This is a genomic window from Sphingobacterium sp. G1-14, from assembly GCF_002196555.1.
GTDB lineage: Bacteria > Bacteroidota > Bacteroidia > Sphingobacteriales > Sphingobacteriaceae > Sphingobacterium > Sphingobacterium siyangense.
Map to the genome: position 1 here is coordinate 4,264,639 of NZ_CP021381.1, position 20,159 is coordinate 4,284,797.

11 protein-coding genes are annotated in these 20,159 nt (G+C 40.9%); 2 read left to right on the plus strand and 9 right to left on the minus strand.

What is annotated here, in order from left to right; genetic code table 11:
• Positions 1–59 precede the first annotated feature (59 nt).
• Positions 60–1,004 carry an alpha/beta fold hydrolase gene (locus CBM24_RS18570; protein WP_075993458.1) on the plus strand — a complete coding sequence of 315 codons (945 nt, stop codon included), beginning with the start codon at positions 60–62 and terminating at the stop codon, positions 1,002–1,004.
• Here CBM24_RS18570 and CBM24_RS18575 read toward each other — a convergent pair.
• The 9 genes from CBM24_RS18575 to CBM24_RS18615 all read right to left on the minus strand — a co-directional run bounded on the left by CBM24_RS18575 (position 1,001) and on the right by CBM24_RS18615 (position 16,829).
• Positions 1,001–2,056, minus strand: a complete 1,056-nt coding sequence (locus CBM24_RS18575; protein ID WP_088162265.1) for an acyltransferase family protein — start codon at positions 2,054–2,056, stop codon at positions 1,001–1,003. The genes CBM24_RS18570 and CBM24_RS18575 overlap by 4 nt on opposite strands.
• A gap of 66 nt (positions 2,057–2,122) precedes the next feature.
• Complete coding sequence (locus tag CBM24_RS18580; protein WP_232475566.1) at positions 2,123–3,223, minus strand: family 43 glycosylhydrolase; 1,101 nt, start codon at positions 3,221–3,223, stop codon at positions 2,123–2,125.
• Between the two features lie 41 nt (positions 3,224–3,264).
• Complete coding sequence (locus CBM24_RS18585; protein WP_088162266.1) at positions 3,265–5,739, minus strand: glutaminase family protein; 2,475 nt, start codon at positions 5,737–5,739, stop codon at positions 3,265–3,267.
• A 90-nt stretch (positions 5,740–5,829) separates the two neighbouring features.
• Positions 5,830–7,674, minus strand: coding sequence for a glycoside hydrolase family 2 protein (locus CBM24_RS18590; protein WP_232475567.1), 1,845 nt, complete (start codon positions 7,672–7,674; stop codon positions 5,830–5,832).
• 40 nt (positions 7,675–7,714) lie between these two features.
• Positions 7,715–9,760, minus strand: a complete 2,046-nt coding sequence (locus CBM24_RS18595) for a beta-L-arabinofuranosidase domain-containing protein (protein WP_088162268.1) — start codon at positions 9,758–9,760, stop codon at positions 7,715–7,717.
• Between the two features lie 2 nt (positions 9,761–9,762).
• Positions 9,763–10,437, minus strand: a complete 675-nt coding sequence (locus CBM24_RS18600) for a DUF3823 domain-containing protein (RefSeq protein WP_088162269.1) — start codon at positions 10,435–10,437, stop codon at positions 9,763–9,765.
• A 10-nt stretch (positions 10,438–10,447) separates the two neighbouring features.
• Complete coding sequence (locus tag CBM24_RS18605) at positions 10,448–12,271, minus strand: RagB/SusD family nutrient uptake outer membrane protein (RefSeq protein WP_088162270.1); 1,824 nt, start codon at positions 12,269–12,271, stop codon at positions 10,448–10,450.
• Positions 12,272–12,275: 4 nt separating this feature from the next.
• Complete coding sequence (locus tag CBM24_RS18610; protein WP_083663683.1) at positions 12,276–15,467, minus strand: SusC/RagA family TonB-linked outer membrane protein; 3,192 nt, start codon at positions 15,465–15,467, stop codon at positions 12,276–12,278.
• Positions 15,468–15,668: 201 nt separating this feature from the next.
• A complete protein-coding gene (locus CBM24_RS18615; RefSeq protein WP_075994891.1) occupies positions 15,669–16,829 on the minus strand; it encodes an aldose epimerase family protein in 1,161 nt (386 codons plus the stop codon).
• Positions 16,830–17,002: 173 nt separating this feature from the next.
• On the opposite strand from CBM24_RS18615, the gene CBM24_RS18620 reads away from it, so the two are divergent.
• Entirely contained in the window at positions 17,003–20,158 is a 3,156-nt protein-coding gene (locus tag CBM24_RS18620) for a sensor histidine kinase (RefSeq protein WP_158638847.1), read from the plus strand.
• Position 20,159: the final 1 nt, after the last annotated feature.

The following is a 20,159-nucleotide window of genomic DNA, read 5'->3' on the forward strand; positions in this document are numbered from 1 at the left end:
ATTGTTAAACTTGCAAATGCACTAAAATTATCTTAGTTTACTTAAAATAAAGAGGTATAATGAGCAAGGTAGCATCCAATTTTTATACAATCAGCGCGACGACTGAAAATGAACATAAAATTTTCTATCGTTTGTATGTACCCGACGACAATCAGATAGTAGCAACAATACTCCTGGTACATGGCATGCAGGAACATAGTGGTCGGTATGAAGAATTGGCCAATTATCTGACTACACAGAATTTTGCGGTTTTAACCTACGATCAATTGGGTCATGGAAAGACAGCGCTAGATGCCGATCAATTGGGGTATTTTAAACAGCATGGGGCTAAAGAACAACTCATTGATGACGCCATTACAATGAGTAATTTCTTGAGAAAAACATATCCGCAACCGCCTCAATTTATTTTAGGGCATTCCATGGGATCCTTTGTCACACGCTGCGTTTTACAAAAAATTGGCCAGCAATATAAGGGGGCCATTATCGTGGGGACAGGCCAACGTCAAAAAGGTTCCACAGCTTTTCGCCTTTTACTCACTCTTCTCAATAGTATTGCCCCAAAAAGAAGAAGTAAATTGATCAACCGTATTTTTGACAGGCGTAATAATGCTCGATTTAAGAACGAGCCCAACCAAAATAACAGCAATTGGTTAAGCGTAAGCAAGACAAACCGTATTTCATTTTTGGAAGATCCACTTTGTGGGGGATTGTTTACCAACAATGGATTTCATACCGTGTTAGATCTTTCCTTGCAAGCGACAGATATCGAAGCTACCAAGAATATCCCAAAAAATCTTCCAATTGTATTTATCAGCGGACAGGATGATCCAATTGGAGATTTTGGAATGGGCGTTGAAAAGAGCGTAGCGCAGTTAATTGCACAGGGGCAGACCGACATAACCATTAAATTATATCCAGGCATGCGGCATGAAATTTTAAATGAAGACTGCAAAATGGAGGTATTCCAGTTCATCAGTACCTGGCTTCATCGCCATTTAGTTTAGTTCCGGCTGTAATATTTCCGAATAGGCTCATCTAAATATTTAAAGACCAATAAAGCTAAAAAAATCAACGACAGCATTCCAATTATAATAATCACAGCCATTTGCTTATTCGATGGGCGATGGAGCTCCACATAGCTCATAAAAATCCAGATAAATGGATAATGAATGATATAGAGCGGATAGGAAATATCACCTAAGAACTTGCATAACTTCCTGACCCCTCCAAAAACAGGTAGTCCTCCTATCCCCAGCATGAGCAATAAAGGAAAATAAAAGATAACGACAATAGGATCGATGTACTTACCATAAACATCAGAAAACGGAATGAAAAATACGACAGCAAGCAGACCAAGAACACTGAAAAAAGGAAGCTTGTTCGAAATAGTCCAGTTCGACCTAAAAATAAGTAGTCCCATTGAAAATGAAAACCATAAACGGATTCCCCCAGCCCAAAAATTATCTGCCCCAAAACCTACAGCTAAATAGCCGGAACGAAATGATTCGGCACATAGCGCTGCCGCACCGAGGAGCACTATTCCCCAAAGAACCTTTTTTGGAATCCGTACCAGTATCAAAGCATAGGCTATATTGGCGATATATTCCCAAAATAGCGACCATGTAGGTGGGTTTAAATGAAAAAGATTAAAATATCGCTCTGGTACAGCTGGGTATGGAATCAACGTTATCCCACTAATGAACATCCCTATCTTCTGTAAGACGGAAAATGAGCTGGCCAAATTACTGAATGGGTCGTAAATAAATGCAAATAAACCAATTAATGTACCGATTATAACCAATGGGTGCAATCTTAGCAAACGCAAAAGAAAGAATCGTTTTAGACCAATTGTAACCAGCTTCTGATCGTAGGCATAGGCAATTACAAAACCCGATAAACAAAAGAAGAAATCAACGGCTAAATAGCTATGTGGAATAAAATTATTGCGATAATCCGGTTGTGCAATTTCCATAAAGTGAAACAGTACGACTGCAATTGCGGCCACCCCACGCATGGCGTCAAGAAGTTCAAAATGTTTCTTCGTTTGATGTATCATATTTTTTATGGACAGCGAAAATCCAGGCCCACAAAGGTAGGCCTCTGCTGCTAGCTATTGAAAATTCTATTTAAAATTAAACGTTGGGGCCCGTTGCGCTGCAACACTGCTGGTTGCCCCTTCAATTTTGGGCCAGTCCTTATCCCAGATAATCTGATCCAAAAATAGCATCCGACGATTTCCCCCCGTCGCAACACGAGGCTGCTTTGGGTCCATGCCATGATAGAGTATCCAATCTTTTCCCTTATCGTCTGTAATAATGCGCGAAGTATGACCTGTCCCCACAAATTGATCATTTCCCTTTAACAACAACGTTCCACTCCCCCGCTGTGTAAGATTACGCCCCTCTTGATCGGTATAAGGTCCCTTCAGCTTGCGAGAGCGACCCACAAGAACATGATAACTGCTTTTTTCTCCTTCACAACAGGAGCCTTTGGATCCGATAAAGTAGTAATATCCTTTCCGTTTATGGATCACCACAGCTTCAAAATCCCCAGCAGCAACTTTAAATTTTTTAGTTAAATCGGGTACCGCAGTCCCATTTTCATCGAGTTCAACACCATATGTTCCCTGCGTATTCGCATCACTAAAACTACCCCAGAACAGATAATTCTGCCCATTTTCTGTAAAAAAATAAGGGTCTATTGAATTAGGTACATCGATCTCCTTGCTATCAAAAAGTTTACCTTGATCGATAAAGGGGCCTTCCGGTCTATCGGCTAGGGCTACACCGATACCGGGGTTGGGGTCTCCCCATGTTGAATAAGCATAATATAAGATATACTTACCATTTAACCGCACCACATCTGGTGCCCAGATTCCCCCCTCGGCTTTCCAGCTCGGTTTTGAGCTGAAGGCCGTTCCAATCCAGGTCCAATGAGCAAGATCAGCCGATTGTAGAATAGACACCAAACGCTGTCCCTTTCCATCGCCCCAATTGTCGGCTGTCCCGTATGCGTAGAACATTTTGCTCTGAGGATCTCTAACGACTGTAGGATCAGCAAGTATAGGCTCAAAAACCGGATTGCTGTAGGTCTTATGCTGAGCCGTAGCATTTGTTATTTGACCAGACTGCTTAACTGAACCTGGAGAGCTTCCGCAGGAGCTCAACAAGTTCAGTACGACAACTCCGCCGATCCAATATCTGAACAACATTGCATTCAACATCTTATTATTTTTTTATATTATTTTCTTCATCACAGGAAAAGCTATTTTGCTTTTCCCAATTTCTCTTCCAACATTTTGATAAAATAGCCCCCAACAACGGATCTTGCTTTAAATCCAGCTCTCTTAGGACGGTCTGTATACGTCCAATCCGACATGGGAACACGGTCTGTTGTTTCGTTCATAAAATGGTAGACTGGCTTTAAAAATGCCTCAAAGGTAGGCTTGTCATTTGCCATGGTCGCCGTCCAAATAATCCAATCGGTTTTGGTATAAGGCTGACGATTGTCCAGGGGAAGTCCGTATTTATTTTGTTTGCCGAGATAGTATTTAATTTCAGTTTCACGAATAGAGGGGTCAAAAATATCCATCTTAAGCAATTTATCCCAGACCATATTATACTTTTGGCTCCAGGTTCCGGTTTTATCAAAAGTCAACTTATAGTGATCCCCATCTTCAGCCATCTCTTTCCATTTCATAGCCATTGCCTTTGCTTCGGTCAGATACTTTTTCGCCGTAGCCTCTTCACCAAGCATTTGGGCTAGATAACCGTAAGATGCAATACCTAAAATAGCTTTAATTGATAAATTGGCATTATGCGCAAAATGGCCCGCGAAATCATCTGTGCACAATTGATTTTCGGGGTCAAGACCTTTATCTACTAAATAATCTACCCAGGTAGACAACACTTTCCAATGTTTTTTGGCATAAGCGGCATTTCCTTCGACCTTCGCTAAAGCATAAGTTAATATCAACATATTTCCCGATTCTTCGACAGGCATATCTCCACCGTAAGTTTGGCCATTCGCCAAAGGATAGGTCCCAACATCATGTGCAGCAAAAGGTTTTGTCCACTTATTGCTTTCACTATAATAAAAAATGGCGTTCATTAGTGCTTTTGCCAGTTCCGGATTATAGTAAAGGAAAATCGGAGCCGAAGGATAGGTTACATCAACAGTTCCTATTGACCCATTGCTGTCATTTTCTTTAGACAGTAAAAGCAGATCGCCATTGGGTGCTTTTACAAGTTTATGAGCGGCGATTGCCTGCCTATAGGCCAAGGCACATAATGCAGCATAGTCCTCACCTCCGTTGCGCAAAGCTGTAGCCCATAATTCGGCATCAAATTTATCAGCAGCCTTTTTGAGAGCAGTATACTCTTTGTCGGCCAGTTCAAATTGTTTCTCAATGGAACTATTTCCATTGGTATTCCAATAAGGTCGTAAATTTTGTCCAAAATATTGGATGGAGTACAGGTCATCATACCCCAACAAGATCTTATCCTGGTAGCTTGATGAGACATCAAAAGTTTGCATCAGCGCCAATTGTTGTCCTCCATTTGAAGAAGAGCTATTTTCACTCTTCAGAAAATTAGACCGTAATTGATGGCTACTTCCGACCGCGGACTTTGTCTTTGATTTTGCACCAGCCATATAGAAATACCCCCAATCTATCCGTAGGTCGTCACCTTTCCTTCCTAGAACCTGCTGGCTTTTGCTTCCTGTCTTTACAAACTGGAGATTTCCTGAAACAAAGGAACTGCTTGCAGCATCTTGAAGTGGAGAATTCAGTGCCCAATTTGGTGCTGCCTCCAAATAAAGTTGTACCTGGTGTTTCTTGCCGTCCTTCGCATGGACCGTATAGGAAAGATAATTTACGGGTCTAGCCATTAAGTCCAATTTATCCAGAAACATCGGTGCAGTAAATGTAATATTTAAATCGACCGGCCCGCAGTTAAACGAATAATGTGTTTGTGTTGCCTGCACATTGGAAGCGATCTGCTTCGCTTCATTGTCGAATTGAATACTACCTTCTTTTTCTGTAAAGAGTCCAAAATCAAAATATCCATTAGCTACCCTATTATAGCAATAACCCGCGAGTATATTTTTTCCTTTCTTCAATGTTTTTACGACATGATCGGGCAGCTTGACCCGACTATTTTTACCTGTCGAATTGCCTGTATTAGCAACCTCAATACCGTTGACGTACAAAATAGCGTCATCGTCATGTGTAAATTCGATATATACGGATTTGCCTGTAAGATCCTCACTCAGGTCAACTTCTCTTCTAATCCAAATTTTAGGTTCCTGCCAATCAGTCTCCACATTGGGTTCTTTATCCTTGGTACCAAATGGCGCTGCCCCCGTCTTCCATTGCCGTGCATCAAATGAAGGTTTCATCCAGTCTGGGGCGGGTTCATTGACAACATAACTTCCGGTCCAAGCCGCATGTTCACCCATCCGTGCCAAAGGCAAGAGCTCAGCTTCTTCTTTACCTAAGAAGCGATAGGGTTTCCCATCCACTTTAAGGACGCCCAATAAGGGGAAGGATTTTCCGGTCCAATGGCGTACAACATCCGCATTCAATTCGTTGCTATACGACCAGGCACTTGTATTGGGGTCAATTGTTACTAAAGGATAGGCAGGCGCGCGAAGATCATTCTTAAGGATTTGTTTTTGTGCAAACGACGATACCGATTGACATACAATAGCCGTTGCAATTAGTAATTTTAATTTCATTGATTTTGTATAAAACAGGTTTAGGTTGACAGGTATACTTTCAGCGATAAATTTAGGCCGCACCCCGTGTTGCGGCCATATCGCTATCAATTATTTGGTAGGTGCATTATAAAGCGCCTGATGTGCAGCTTTTAATTCTGCTTCAGGCATTTTGACAACTTTACGATCATAGGTCATCAAACCATTTGTTTCTACTTCCACATCTGTTGTTTGTGTATAAACAGCGGCAGACAATCCCATAGGAATTAGACGTGTCAAGTCATGGATCAGACGTTTATAGCGCTCCAATAATTCCGTTTTATTTTTAAAACTTTGGTATCCCCAGTTGTCTTTTTGTTGCCAGGAGTGCCCATCGATCGGTAATCCCAGACCACCAAATTCACCCAAAGCAAGCACTTGTTTAGCGCCGAATAAATTTGGATCAGGCATGGCTGCATCGGGATAATTGTGGATATCCAAGATATGTCCAGTTTCCATAAAGTTACCACCGCTGGCACTATTTACGAGTCTTGAAGGGTCATTGGCCATTGTCCATTCCGTTATTTCCTTCGTTTTGAATTGCCCCCAAGCCTCATTAAAAGGTACCCAAATGACGATGCTTGGATAGTTGTGCAACACTTCCATAATGGTTTTCCACTCTTTTCTGTAATACCCTTCAGATTCCTGCGAACGTACTTTATCCCTATTTCCTCCCGAAATCTTTCCCGGTTGCATATCCCAATGATTTCCCCCAAGATCGCCGCTAGGCATATCTTGCCAGACAAGCATACCTATACTATCGCAGTAACGGTACCAGCGCGCCGGTTCAACTTTGATATGTTTACGGATCATATTGAATCCCATTTCCTTTGTTTTGACAACATCAAACTTCAGCGCTTCATCCGTAGGTGCTGTATGTAGACCATCTGGCCACCAGCCTTGATCCAATGGACCATATTGGAAAGTAAACTTATTGTTTAGCATTAAACGTTGAACGCCATTTTCGTCTTTCTGCATGGCTATTTTCCGCATGGCAAAATAGCTTTTCGCCTGATCTACGACTTTTCCTTTTCGAATCAGCTGAATTTCTAGATCATAGAGCTTAGGGTTACTTGGGGACCATGGCTCCAGATTAGGTACCGAAAGATCGAACGATGTATTCGGTTGTCCTGTTTGTTCTTTAATAACCTTTCCGCCATCCAATGCACGCACCTTTATTTCGTCACCGGCTTGACTTCCTTCTACGGAAGCCTGAAAGGCCAAGACTCCATCATCCAAACGCGGAGTCTGTTTGGTACTCACGATGTAAGTTTGGGGGACACTTTCTAACCAAACGGTCTGCCAAATTCCCGTCACTGGTGTATACCATATACCATTCGGCTTATTCACCTGTTTACCCCTGGGTTGTGGACCATCATCAGTCGGATCCCATACCCGAATGGCTATTTCCTGTTTTGCGCCTTTCTTTAGAAAGCTTGTCACGTCCATCGAAAATGGATCAAAACCACCTTCATGTCTTCCGACCAATTGGTTATTTACATACACATCACATTGCCAATCTACGGCACCGAAATGCAACAGGACCTTATTTTTGTTGACAGACTTGTCCAATGTTATGGTATTATTATACCATAACGCTTTATCTTTTCCGACCTCTTTACCAACACCGGACAATGCCGATTCAATAGCAAAAGGAACAAGGATATTGCCGTCCCATTGACGAGGAATCTCTTTAGTACCTACTGGAGTGACAGCATATTTCCATAGTCCATTTAAATTCTGCCAGTTATTGGTTCTGGTTAATTGCGGTCTAGGATATTCAGGATGTGGCTTTTGTGCCGTTACTTTCTCGCCCCAAGGGGTTAATATATGTGACCCTGCGGGTTTCCAATCCTGAGCAAAGTTCAATTGTGCTGCCATCATCAAACTGGCAAAAAGTAAGGTTTTCTTCATCATAAAAAATCGTTAAGTCATTAATTTATATATCGTATTTACATTATTTCACAGTTGGAAAAGCAGCAATGCGCAAACGTGCTGCTCCCATGGGAATCAATTCAACTTCCTGCACCTCGCCCTTGCTTTCCACCGGACTCAGGGGCAATACGCCCGTTAGTCCATTTTCATCAATTTTCCAGCCATCAATACGTTTCGCTTTCACAAGAATCGAAATAGGTACTGCTTCTGCCTCAAAAGGAAATGCATCTTTAGGCCATGGTCGTTTGATCACTTTTAGTTGGTCAACAGCTTGTAGCTGATTTTGTACAAGTCCATAATTCCAGTCACTTGCAGGAAGGATTTCATAGGATGGCCATTTTGATGGATCTGCAGTCTCCTGCCATTTAGAATCCCCAATTGCCGAAGCCTTACTATCCTTTTTCACATAATTCTCTTTGATTTTGAGTGCATAGGTCAGTGGTCCACGCTGGATACTAACTGAATTTTTATTGGCAGTCCATGTTTTCAGATCTATGGTCATCGGCAAGGAGAGTTCGACCTTGTCGCCGTCTTTCCATTTCCGTTCAATCCGAATATATTTTGCTCCAGCTTCTAGAGCCTGACTTTTACCATTAACCGTTACTTTGGCTTGTTTCGCCCAGGCAGGTATACGGAGATAAAAGGGAAAATCAACCGTTTTAGCCTGTGTTCCTATTTCAAATCGCAGCGATTCTTCAAATGGGTAATTGGATTCTTGTCTAATCTGAATGGCTTGATTGTTTCCGACTTTGATTTCAGCTTTTGATGCGGCATAAAGTACTGCCGCAACACCATTATCATTTGTTGCCATATACAGATGCTCCGCGTAATATGGCCAGCCCTGACTGTGGTTATGTTGACAACAACGTGAACTGAAAGGGTTCATCATTAAAAATGGCCCATTATTATCAATCCCGGGAGCATGATTATGGCTATCGCTGATAGTCATATTAGGGCTCGTGATATAGCGTAATGCTTTAAAATCGGCTGTCACAGCTGCTGGGTAGGTATTAAAAGCAACTTCCTCCGCATGATCCGCCCAAAAAGGATCGCCTGTTATCCCGAGAAGGATTTCATTGGAAGCCATCTGCTCCACCATTCCACAGGTTTCCACACCCTGACGGGGATCGGTATATCCCGGACGTGCATTTTCATCGGCACCGAACATGCCGCCCGGAACCTGACCAAATACTTGTCTGACAAAATGAAAATTATCGTAGGTTGCGTTAAGATCTGCAGTCGACTGGCTTTTCAGATAATAGGTTGCTGGCTCTCTAAAACACTGCGCTACGTTGACATTATGCCAATTGGGCAAATCATCTTTCTGCCGCCAATTGGCTGTATTCCGATGGATTTTATCCGCTAAATCCATCAACCATTCATTACCTTGTGTTCTGTTATAGAGCCAATATACGGATAGCAAATTGTCACCACCACGACTGTTTTCCCAATAATCCTTGAGAAAAAAACTATCCGGCAAATTGGCCTGCCATTTAAAATAATTGGTCATCAACGTTAAAACACGCTGGTCACCGCTATATTCATAATAGGACTGCAAACACCATAGCATCAACATATTTCCCCAAAGATCCGGTTTGTTATTACGTAGGATCAATGGTCCAAAGTATCCATCAGGACGCTGGCTTTTTAGCGCAGCCTCTAACCAAATTTTTGACTCTCCTATTATCTTAGGATCTTTTAAGATGTAGCCCAAATTAGCGTAGCCTTTTAACCAATAAGGAACTTCTTCCCAGCCATAATCTCCTTTCCCATCCGTACTTAACCAAGCGTTATTTTTCTTCGATAGCCAAGCGCTAATTTCTCCCAGATGGCCTGTAAGACCATCTTTCTGCAGCTCCAGATACTTCCCGAGCCAACCTTCCGGGACGATACTGCCCACGGGTAATTTTAGCAAGGCATTCTGTCTTAAAGGAGCCCTATTATTCAGATATTGCGTATTCTTTCCGGTTAATGGTAATTGGTCTACAGCTGTTGCTATTCCCGTTTGTGCAGTCGTAACAAGACCGATGCCCATTAATAGGCTTAAAAAGCTAAATTTTTTGATCATTGTTATTTCAATTTCTTAGGTGAACTATCGTATAGCGCCTCGGTGATACCGCTTATCTTCAAGCCCACGCGCGCATACACTGCAGCATTCTTGGTCAAAATATCTTTGATATCCAGCTCCAGATCGACATGCCCCGAACTAATTCCAGTTTTTTCCATCTTATAAGTATATTGACCCAAATCCACGAATTTTGTATCATTGACCAACAAGGTGGCAAAATCAATCGTTCTTGAAGCATCTATTGTCTTGACGTCAAAAGAAGCTTTCAGCATATTCCCTTGAACATTATAGGTAATATTACTCATGGTATAATAAGGTTTAACCGGGTACTCGATGCTTGTATTGCCCCTCACATCAACCAGCACTGTATCCGCACTATTCAGCCAGGGGCCATTTCCGCTGGTTGCCACCAATTTGTACTGCCCGTCGAAGAGTTTTGCCGCAAATGAACCGTCCTGCGTCACATACACATTAATAGCAGATCGAAGCGGAAAACCATCTTGCCATAGCTGAAGTGAAACGGACTGGTTTGATCCTCTTACTCCTAGAGGTTCTGAATTGTAGGTTACACGACCGTTCAGTGTACTTTTAGGGGCATCATAGTTATCTTTGCCACAAGCAAATACACCTACGATCAAACACAAACTGACTATTAATTTACAAAAAAAAGTTTTCATAAGGATAATGCTATTGATAAGGATTTCGAACTAACTTCGGATTGTTATTAATCCAATCTTGATCGATGAAATTATAATAGTTCTGATATTTAAAATTTCGTGGATAGAGCGTATGACTCGATTTCTGTTTCTCAAAAACCCATTTACCATCGTTCGGATCCCCCGGAGCATATATTTTGTATGGAAATAGGGCATAGTGTACCGCATTGTAATTATCAGCGCTTCCGTTCCAGATTTCATGGGCAATCCGCAAACGCTTCAGATCCCAATAACGATGATCTTCGAAGGCAAATTCAACCCGGCGCTCCTGAATAATATCATTCAGGGAAATGGTTGTCAATGCCTGTATCCCCGCACGCTCCCTAATCTTATTGACATATCCCGTCAACTCGGCTTGCGGTTTACCAAGTTCAAGCCCCGCCTCTGCAGCGATCAACAAAAATTCAGCATAACGGAAGCGCACAAACCAAATATCCGACCCACGCCCACGAGTAGAGGCATCTTTATTTTCGTCGATAAATTTCCGGATATTAAATCCAGTTTTGTTGACATACATATCGTTGGAAGTCGTAGGTCCATCTTTGCTTGTAATAATTCCTCCGAATTTGGAATCTGAAGTACCGGGTATTGCGGTCATCGTCTTCCAAACACCTCCTTCTTTATATCTAACGCCTGCTTGGTAAGTGATTTTGGTACCAGCAAAATCAGCACCAGAGTAAATCACAGTACCATACAGACGCGCGTCCTTATGGGCGAATATCTCTTCGGGATTGTTATAGTAAATGTAATCTCCCGTAGCAGTCTTCGTTTTCAATGCTCCATTTCGATCATCTGTATATTCAAATGCTTCCACCAAATTTAAAACAGGCGTAACAAAATTGGCATCAATATCTCCACGGACGGATGAGGCAATGTTATTGTTGGTGAAAAAATGTGTTTCACCTGGATACGCATAATCCTTGGCCCAAATAACTTCATTGCTACTTGATTTTGAACTTACAGCAAGATAGAAGTTCTTTCCTTTATCGGCATTTCCATTATAGAGGGCATAAGGGCTATTATTGATAATATCCAATGCTGATTCGTAAGCAATCTCGTAATATTTATTGGCGTCCGCCGCAGGGATTCCCACCTCGTTACCTGCTGTTTTGACGTCTGGCGTTTTATAGTTATACTTCGCTATTGAGGCGGCGTATAGACTGGCCCGCGCCTTAAGTGCCAAAGCTGTCCATTTATTAGCTCTAGCTGAATTTATGGTTTTCTCTGTACCGAGCATTTTAGCGGCTTCGGTACATTCGTTAATCACGTAATTATAACTCTCTGCTTCTGTTGATCGCGGTGTCTGCAACTCTGCTGGATCCATGCCGCCAGTATAATCATAGATCTTATCACCCACCAAAGGAACTCCGCCCAAACGCTTGATCATATTAAAGTAGGTCCAAGCACGAATAAATCTGGCCTCGCCTTCGATGCTCTTTTTATTATTTTCGTCCAATGATGATTGACGAACACCTACGATAAATTGATTCAGATTGCGAATCAGTTCATAATCGTACATACGCCAAAAGTCATTCGGAAATTCCTGCATCGTATTGGGGCCACCGCTTGAAAATCCTGCCTCATCTAACATCGCAAAAGATCCATTGTCTCCAAATTGCTGTCCCCAGCTAATCCGCCCATAATAATTCGCTAGAACAGATTTTATCATATTCTGATCCGAAAATATCTGATCGTCGGTAAAAATAGCCTGTGATTCCCGTTCCAAAAATTTATTGCAGCTTGAAAATGTACATACGAGACATACACCCAATAAAATAACGTTCTTATTTATCATCTTATTAAAAAGTTAAGGTAACACCAACGTTTATAACTTTGTTTGTTGGGTACTGAACGCCCGAATCACTTGTGATTTCTGGATCGATCTTCATATCACCCAAATTATCTATGCTAAACAGATTCTGCATCATGGTATATATCCTCAATTTCTGAATTCCTCGAGGTTTCATCCATTTCTCCGGTAAAGTATATCCGATCTGCAGGTTTCTTAATTTCAAATAGTTGACATTGGTAAGCCAGAAGTCGCTATGCCAATAATTACTATGATCTCTATTTCCTTTAATTAATGTAGGGTACTTTCCTGGGATCAAGGCACTATTTGGATCCGTAATATCGCTCAGCATCCACTGGTTTTCCATATAGTATTGCGGATTGTTGCCACCATCATGGAAAGGGAAAACAGCTTCATAACTGGGATTAAAAGAAGCAAAAGCTGCTCCGGTGAAATCCATTGCCAAATCAAATCCCTTAAATTGGCCGCCAAGGTTAATTCCGTAATTGAAATAAGGAAGACCGCCTTGTCGATATCCGATTGGCCGTTCATCCAGCTCATTGATCACTTTATCGCCATTAATATCTTCATACTTAATATCACCCGGCCGTAATGATGAGTTACCTTTACGGTCATTGTCTATATCATAATTGGCAATTTCTTCCCACGACTGGAATTGTCCAATGGAATGTAATCCCCAATTGAGAAAGGCATAACGGTCATAGATCGATTTTCGATATTGATCCAAAGAGTTTCCAAAACGTGGTTTATATTGTTCGCCGTCAGTTTGCCGTGCGAAAGTGAAATTACCGCCTACGAAATAGTTAAATCCATTGACGCTACTCCGCCACATTAATGATCCATCGATACCTTGATGAATATCCGAATTCAGATTTTCATAAGGTAAACTAAAGCCTACTTCATTCGGTATCAATACATCTTCTCGCTTGGCAGGCAGTCCTGTTCTTTTTCGACGGAAGACATCTACCGAACCTGTTAATTTACCTTTTAGTGTACTAAAGTCCAAACCAACATTTAGCATATGGGCCTGAATCCAAGAAAGCGTTTTAACGGGAAGGCCACGTGCTTGAGAACCGATAACATACTTCCCGTCAATTGTCGAACCGACGATATTTTGATAGCCATCACGGACTGGTTTTCGGAAATAATTATATCCACTTAGATAACCAAAAGCAAAATATTCCCAGGCATCCAAATTATCATCGCCCAATACACCGTAAGATCCCCTTAACTTCACATCGTCAAATACCTTTCTCATACCTTCAGACCAGAACTTTTCAGATGAAACACGCCAGCCTGCAGATACCGAAGGGAAAAATCCCCATCGGCTTCCTGGCGCGAATTTCCATGAACCGTCATAGCGCGAAGAAAGCTCCAAAAGATACTTCTGGTCATAATCATAATTGACCCGCCCTGCAAAACCGGCTCTCGCCTGGGTATTCACTCCAGTATCATTGTAGGTGTCCATCGTCTGAAAATAGATCAAACTCAAGGCATTAGAGGCTGGACGATCGTGTACATAAACATCTGGATTATCCCTTTTTATGGACTCCGCAGCAAGCACAGCATTGATTCCATGTTTGCCGAATCGCTTGTTATAATTTAAGGTAAATTGGGTTGAGATTTCTTCAACCTGCGAAATAGATCTCTCCCGCCAAGGGTTGTCCATGCTAAAAGTTACCGGGTACGTATCTGTCTTCTCATCGTAGCCATATAGTTTATAGGTAAACTCCTGATTATCCATCCATTTATTGGCCAAATAATAGCCTACTGTTCCCTTAGCGATCAAATCATTTGTGATCTTATATTCCGCATTAAAATTTAACTGCATCACCCGCCATTTTTCCTGATAAGTACCGGACAGATCATAATTCAGCATCGCAAAGTTAGTTTCCGCATTGGGCGATGTCTGCGTTGGATATAAAGGATTGTCGTTGGCAAAAGGCCGTGCAGTAGGCAGGTTGCGATATATCGCAAATAAAGCCTGCCAAGTATCGTCAGCACCAGGTACGCCCGGTTGTTTGCGCTGTTCGATCCGCCCATTCAAATTAGCACCAATCTTTAATCGTTTTGATACGTTCGCGTCAATATTCATCTGCACATTGGTACGATTGAAGCCGCCGTAATTACGAATGATGGACTGCTGGTCCAGATGCCCTACACTCAGGTAATAATTAATTTTTTCGGACCCACCACTGACATTACCCGAGATATAAGTTTGTGGGCTAGTTTTGAGAATATAATCATACCAATCAAAAGGACGATATCCCTTCTCGGTACCTTGTTGCCATTTTTCGAGATCTGCCAACGTATATTGTGGATGTTCAGTTCCGAGAATAGCATCAGACTGAATATAGCTTTTGATATAAGTACTGGCATCGGCTGGCTTGGGAAAACGAAACATACTCTGCCAGCCATAATATGAATTGATATTAAAGGTATTATTATCGCCACGCTTCCCCTTCTTTGTCGTCACCACAACAACGCCGTTGGCAGCACGCACACCATAAATAGCAGCAGACGCATCCTTTAATACCGAAACCGATTCAATATCATTGAAATCTAAATTATTGAACTGCCCTTCATCCTTTTGAACACCGTCGATCACATATAAGGGTGTCCCCATATTGCGGATACTAATTCCTGTTGGAGCTCCAGGACGCCCATCCGACATCCTGCTGTTAACACCGGCGATCTTCCCTACTAAGGCTCCAGACGTTGTTGTAGCAACAGATCTGGAGATATCCTGAGAAGAAATTGCGGTGATTGCACCGGTAACGGATTCTTTCTTCTGCGTACCGTAACCTACAACGACCACTTCATCAATGCGCGAATTTTCATCTTCCAAAGTGATTGCCAAGTCAGCGATTGCCATCACTTCTTTGGAAAGGTAGCCTACAGATCTTATGGTCAAAAGTTCACCGGCATTGACACCTGTCAAGTTAAAATTACCTTTGGCATCTGTTGAGACTGCAATATTGGGTTTGGATTTCAATGCGACCGTCGCTCCTACAATAGGATTGCCATCCTTATCCTTAACAACCCCTTTTATTGCTTTTTGCAACTCGATCCCCCCTGGAGAAACTGGAATTAAATTAGCTCCCTTTGCTAAGGGGATAAAACTGCTCGCACAGCAGAGCAATGTAGCAGATATTGGCAGACATTTAAGACCCTTAAACATACCTAGATTGATTAGTTTGTATAATTGATTTGTCCAAAATTAAGATATATTCAATCGTACAGACTTTCGTTTTTTCTCAAAAAACTGCCTATTTGTATCAAAGAAATAAAATAGACCTAAAACGTTTTAAGGTCTATTAAAAAGAGAAAGTACACCTCTTTTCAGTGGTGTACTTTCAAACCAATCATTATTAAATATGTATTATTTTACCGAAAAACGATACAGGGATTTCGTTTGATAAACTTGCCCGGGGTTTAGGACGGTTGTTGGAAAATTGAGCTGATTTGGGGCATCCGGAAAATGCTGCGGTTCGAGGCAAAAGGCGGTACGAAAGGAGTCTTTTTTCCCGTTCTTCAATTGCACTTGTTCATTCATAAAATTACCGCTATAAAATTGTATTCCAGGTTCTGCAGTCAGAATATCCATAACAATACCCGATTTATCTCCAATCACATGGGCTGCTTTGTACCAATCGCCATCTTTCTCCTTGCTTAAGACAAAGTTGTGATCATAGCCCTTTCCAAAGCTCAGTTGCTGATCATTGGCATTAATATCTTTTCCTATTGGTTTCAAGGTTGTAAAATCAAAAGCTGTTCCCTTTACCGGTGCTAATTGCCCTGTTGGTATTAGTGTACTATCCACTGGTGTGTATTCATTCGCAAACAATTGAAGCTGATGATCCAGAATTGTACCGCTTCCCTCACCATTTAAATTAAAGTAAGCATGGTTGGTCAAATTGATCACCGTCTTTTTATCGGAAGTAGCACGATAGGCAATCATCAATTCATTATTATCGTTAAGCGTATAAGTCACTTCCATCTGGATGTTTCCTGGAAAACCCTCGTGTCCATCAGGTAAGGTGTAAGCAAAAGTAAGAGACGATTTATCTGACGATTTTAATGTCCAATTGGCAAAATGCACACCTTTAAAACCTCCATGCAGTGTATTAGGACCGTTATTTACCGCCAATGTATAGGTTTTATCATCCAACTTAAATTTTCCCTTAGCAATCCGATTACCAAAAGGCCCTACAATAGTACCAAAAAATGGTTCTTTGGGATTATTATAATCAGCCGCTTTAGAAAAACCCAAAACAACATCGCATAACTCCCCCTTATTGTCAGGCACCCATAATCCCACTAAACGTGCACCAAAATTGGTAAAATAAGCTTGTACGCCATTTTTATTGCTCAGTTCATATAGATAAGCCTGTTTTTGATCAATAGTTCCGCTGAACTGTGCGGTATCCATGTAGGCCGATAAAGAATCTGCTTTTGAAGTTTTGGAACCAGTCGATTGCTGACAAGACACACAAAATGCCAGCATTGCAGAAAGACCAAGCAAGGTCAATTTTCCTCTCATTCGTAATATTTTAAATGGTTTATAATCTTTGTTTAGATAGAACATACGTCCTTTTCTAGATTTTTTATAATTTTAACGCTTACAATATATAAGCTAAAGTCTTAATTTTTTCAGAAATTTTAAGATTAAATTGTTTCATTTTAGCACTATTTTGTATCAATAACCAAATGATCATGATCAACCTAAAGCCTTTACGTCTTCTATTTTTTCTGTTGCTCCCCGCGTTGCTCCATGCACAGCCTTATTATTTCAATCATTATCAAATCAATGAAGGATTGTCTAACAATGCTGTCATTTGTAGTATGCAAGATAGTCAGGGCTTTCTTTGGTTCGGTACAAAAGATGGGTTAAATCGTTTTGATGGTAATAATTTCAAACATTTTGATGCATCAAAATCTGGAAAAAATAGTCTGGGGGGCAATAATATCATTTCATTGAAAGAAGATTTTCGAAAGAGAATTTGGATTGGTACAGATCAGGGAATCTATTGTTACAACCCCGTCGATGAACAATTTAGACTGCTGAGTAAACAATTTGAAAATGCGGACGTCCCTGTTATTATTACCGATCAACGCAAAAGGATCTGGTTTATATCAAATGGAATGCTCTATTGCCATGATTTAGTTAGTCATGCAATTCAACAATTTACAAAATCAGATCTCTACATTACGTCCATCAGCTGCACAAAAAATGGAGCGGTATTTTTTGGAACTCCTGAAGGCAAAATCTTCCAAATAGGTCCTTCCGGAAAACCCGTACTCATGCTTGACTTTCAAGCAAAATATGGTGCTAAGGATTGGTTTAGTATTGAGAAAATAATGGAAAACCGCGACGGAGACTTATTGATTGGTACTTCAAAAACTGGTGTTTATTGCTATCGCTTTCAAGATAAATCCCTTAAGTCTATCCTTGGACCAGATCAACTGCATCAATTTCTCTATGTCAGAGATATTATACAGCCAAATGATCATGAATATTGGTTTGCAACAGAATCTGGCCTCTTCATTTATCAAATTGCTAGCCGACGTTACATCAACATTCAGAAAGAACAAGAAAACCCTTGGGGTATATCTGACAATGCCATTTATAACATCCTACAGGATAAGGATGAGGGTATTTGGCTGGGAACCTATTTTGGTGGGATCAACTATTATCATAAGAACAATAGTATCATCGAAAAATTCCTCCCACAAGATCGCCCCGGGGGCCTAAAAGGCTCTGTTGTACGCATTATCAAAAAAGATATCGATCAGAATATATGGATAGGCACCGAAAATGGAGGACTATCTAAACTGGACCCTAAGTCGGGTAATATCCAAAACTTTTCCGATAAGCAGGGGAATCTGGCAAACAATAATATCCATGGCGTTCTTCCTATTGGTGATAAACTACTGATCGGCACCTTCGTCAATGGCCTGGACATATTTTCGCCAAAGCTTCAAAAAGTCATTTATCACATCGATCGCAATAACAATGCAACCCCTTCTGATCTACAAAGCAATTTTCTATTTTATCTCTATAAAACTCGAAAAGGAGACATTATAGCTGCATCAACTCGTGGCTTATACCGGTTTAACTTTGAAAAAAAGTCTTTTCACCTCATTGATAATGTCCCCGAATACATGTTTTACACGACTATTTTGGAAGATAAAGAGGGAAATATCTGGGTAGGTACATGGCGCGATGGGCTATTTTGCTATAATCCGACCACACGTTATTTCAAACATTATACACATCATCAGAATGACCCCAATTCTTTGCCTAACAATAGGGTCAATAGTCTATTTGAGGATTCAAAAAATCAAATTTGGATCGCCACTGAAGGTGGAATGGCTAAGAAGAAATTAAATCAGGACAGTTTTGAAAACATTGGCCTGGAAGAAGGAATGCCCAGTAACGTAACGCTCGCATTTTTAGAAGACAAACAACAGAATCTCTGGGTAAGTACCTCTAAAGGGCTGGTACGCTATCATCTGCCCAATGGCAGAAAACGGATCTTCAACTTGGAGTCAGGCCTACCGACGATTCAGTTCAATTACAATTCATCTTTTGATGACGACAATGGGAACTTCTATTTCGGTACCATCAATGGCCTTATACGTTTCAATCCGGAAAAACTAAACCAAATTAACTATAAGAATCAAATACCGATTTATATCACTAATTTTTACATCAACAATAGAGCGATCAATCAATATACCGATGCAAGTATTTTATCCAAATCAATCTTATTCACAAAAAATATCAAACTAAAACACGACGAATCATCCTTCAGTCTTGATTTTGCGGCATTACACTACCAAGCCCCCCATTCTATTCACTATAGTTATAAAATGGATGGTCTTGACGACAATTGGATAGACATTACAAGCAATCAACGCGCTTATTTCACCAAGTTAGCTCCCGGTAATTACGTTTTTACCGTAAAAGCGGAGGATCCAAATGGTAACACAATACCCACCTTTGCTAGTCTTAAAATCACGATTCTTCCTCCTATTTGGGCAAGTATACCAGCTTTTGTTTGCTACGCACTAATCCTTATGGGGCTCATTGTATTTGTGATTCATCATTTCAATGAAAAGATCAAGCAACGCAATCGACAACACCTTCTAACCGTACAAAATCTACGTGAGCAAGAACTCTACCGTTCAAAAATCAATTTTTACACCGATGTTGCCCATGAAATACGCACACCGTTGACATTGATCAAAGCCCCCTTAGAGAAGCTTATGGATAAGGTAGATCACAATCCTGTAACAGACAAGCTATTATTGACCATGCAGAACAATACGGAGAAGTTGATTGCGCTTAGTAACCAATTACTGGATTTTAGACAGGTTGAAACGGAAGGATTCAAATTACACTTTGAGTCAGAAAACATAAGCCAAACGGTTCAGGAAATCATCAACAATTTTACGGTCACACTCCAGGCACAGGGAAAGCAGATTGTGTCACACATTATGCCGGATATTATAGGTCAGGTCGATATCGACGCATTCGACAAGATTTGTTACAACTTATTGAATAATGCCCTTAAATATTCTTCATCCTATATTGAAGTGAATTTGAATATGGATAAACAGAAAAATATCTTTATATTGACCGTGAAAAACGACGGAGCTTTAATTCCTTCAGAAGAAAGGGAAAGAATTTTTGAACCATTCAATCGTTTAAAGCAAAATAAGAATGTTCCCGGAAGTGGTCTAGGCTTGGCATTGACAAGATCCCTAACCTTAAAACACCAAGGTACCTTGTTATATAGTACAAACGACCTCCAATTGAACGTATTTAGCTTGACGTTACCTTTGAATCACAATACAAACCCATAAT

What these genes read in the sequence shown, in the direction of transcription:
- CBM24_RS18570 (WP_075993458.1), top strand. Translation starts at nt 60, where the DNA reads ATGAGCAAGGTAGCATCCAATTTTTATACAATCAGCGCGACGACTGAA.
- CBM24_RS18575 (WP_088162265.1), bottom strand. Translation starts at nt 2,056, where the DNA reads ATGATACATCAAACGAAGAAACATTTTGAACTTCTTGACGCCATGCGT.
- CBM24_RS18580 (WP_232475566.1), bottom strand. Translation starts at nt 3,223, where the DNA reads ATGTTGAATGCAATGTTGTTCAGATATTGGATCGGCGGAGTTGTCGTA.
- CBM24_RS18585 (WP_088162266.1), bottom strand. Translation starts at nt 5,739, where the DNA reads ATGAAATTAAAATTACTAATTGCAACGGCTATTGTATGTCAATCGGTA.
- CBM24_RS18590 (WP_232475567.1), bottom strand. Translation starts at nt 7,674, where the DNA reads ATGATGAAGAAAACCTTACTTTTTGCCAGTTTGATGATGGCAGCACAA.
- CBM24_RS18595 (WP_088162268.1), bottom strand. Translation starts at nt 9,760, where the DNA reads ATGATCAAAAAATTTAGCTTTTTAAGCCTATTAATGGGCATCGGTCTT.
- CBM24_RS18600 (WP_088162269.1), bottom strand. Translation starts at nt 10,437, where the DNA reads ATGAAAACTTTTTTTTGTAAATTAATAGTCAGTTTGTGTTTGATCGTA.
- CBM24_RS18605 (WP_088162270.1), bottom strand. Translation starts at nt 12,271, where the DNA reads ATGATAAATAAGAACGTTATTTTATTGGGTGTATGTCTCGTATGTACA.
- CBM24_RS18610 (WP_083663683.1), bottom strand. Translation starts at nt 15,467, where the DNA reads ATGTTTAAGGGTCTTAAATGTCTGCCAATATCTGCTACATTGCTCTGC.
- CBM24_RS18615 (WP_075994891.1), bottom strand. Translation starts at nt 16,829, where the DNA reads ATGAGAGGAAAATTGACCTTGCTTGGTCTTTCTGCAATGCTGGCATTT.
- CBM24_RS18620 (WP_158638847.1), top strand. Translation starts at nt 17,003, where the DNA reads ATGATCAACCTAAAGCCTTTACGTCTTCTATTTTTTCTGTTGCTCCCC.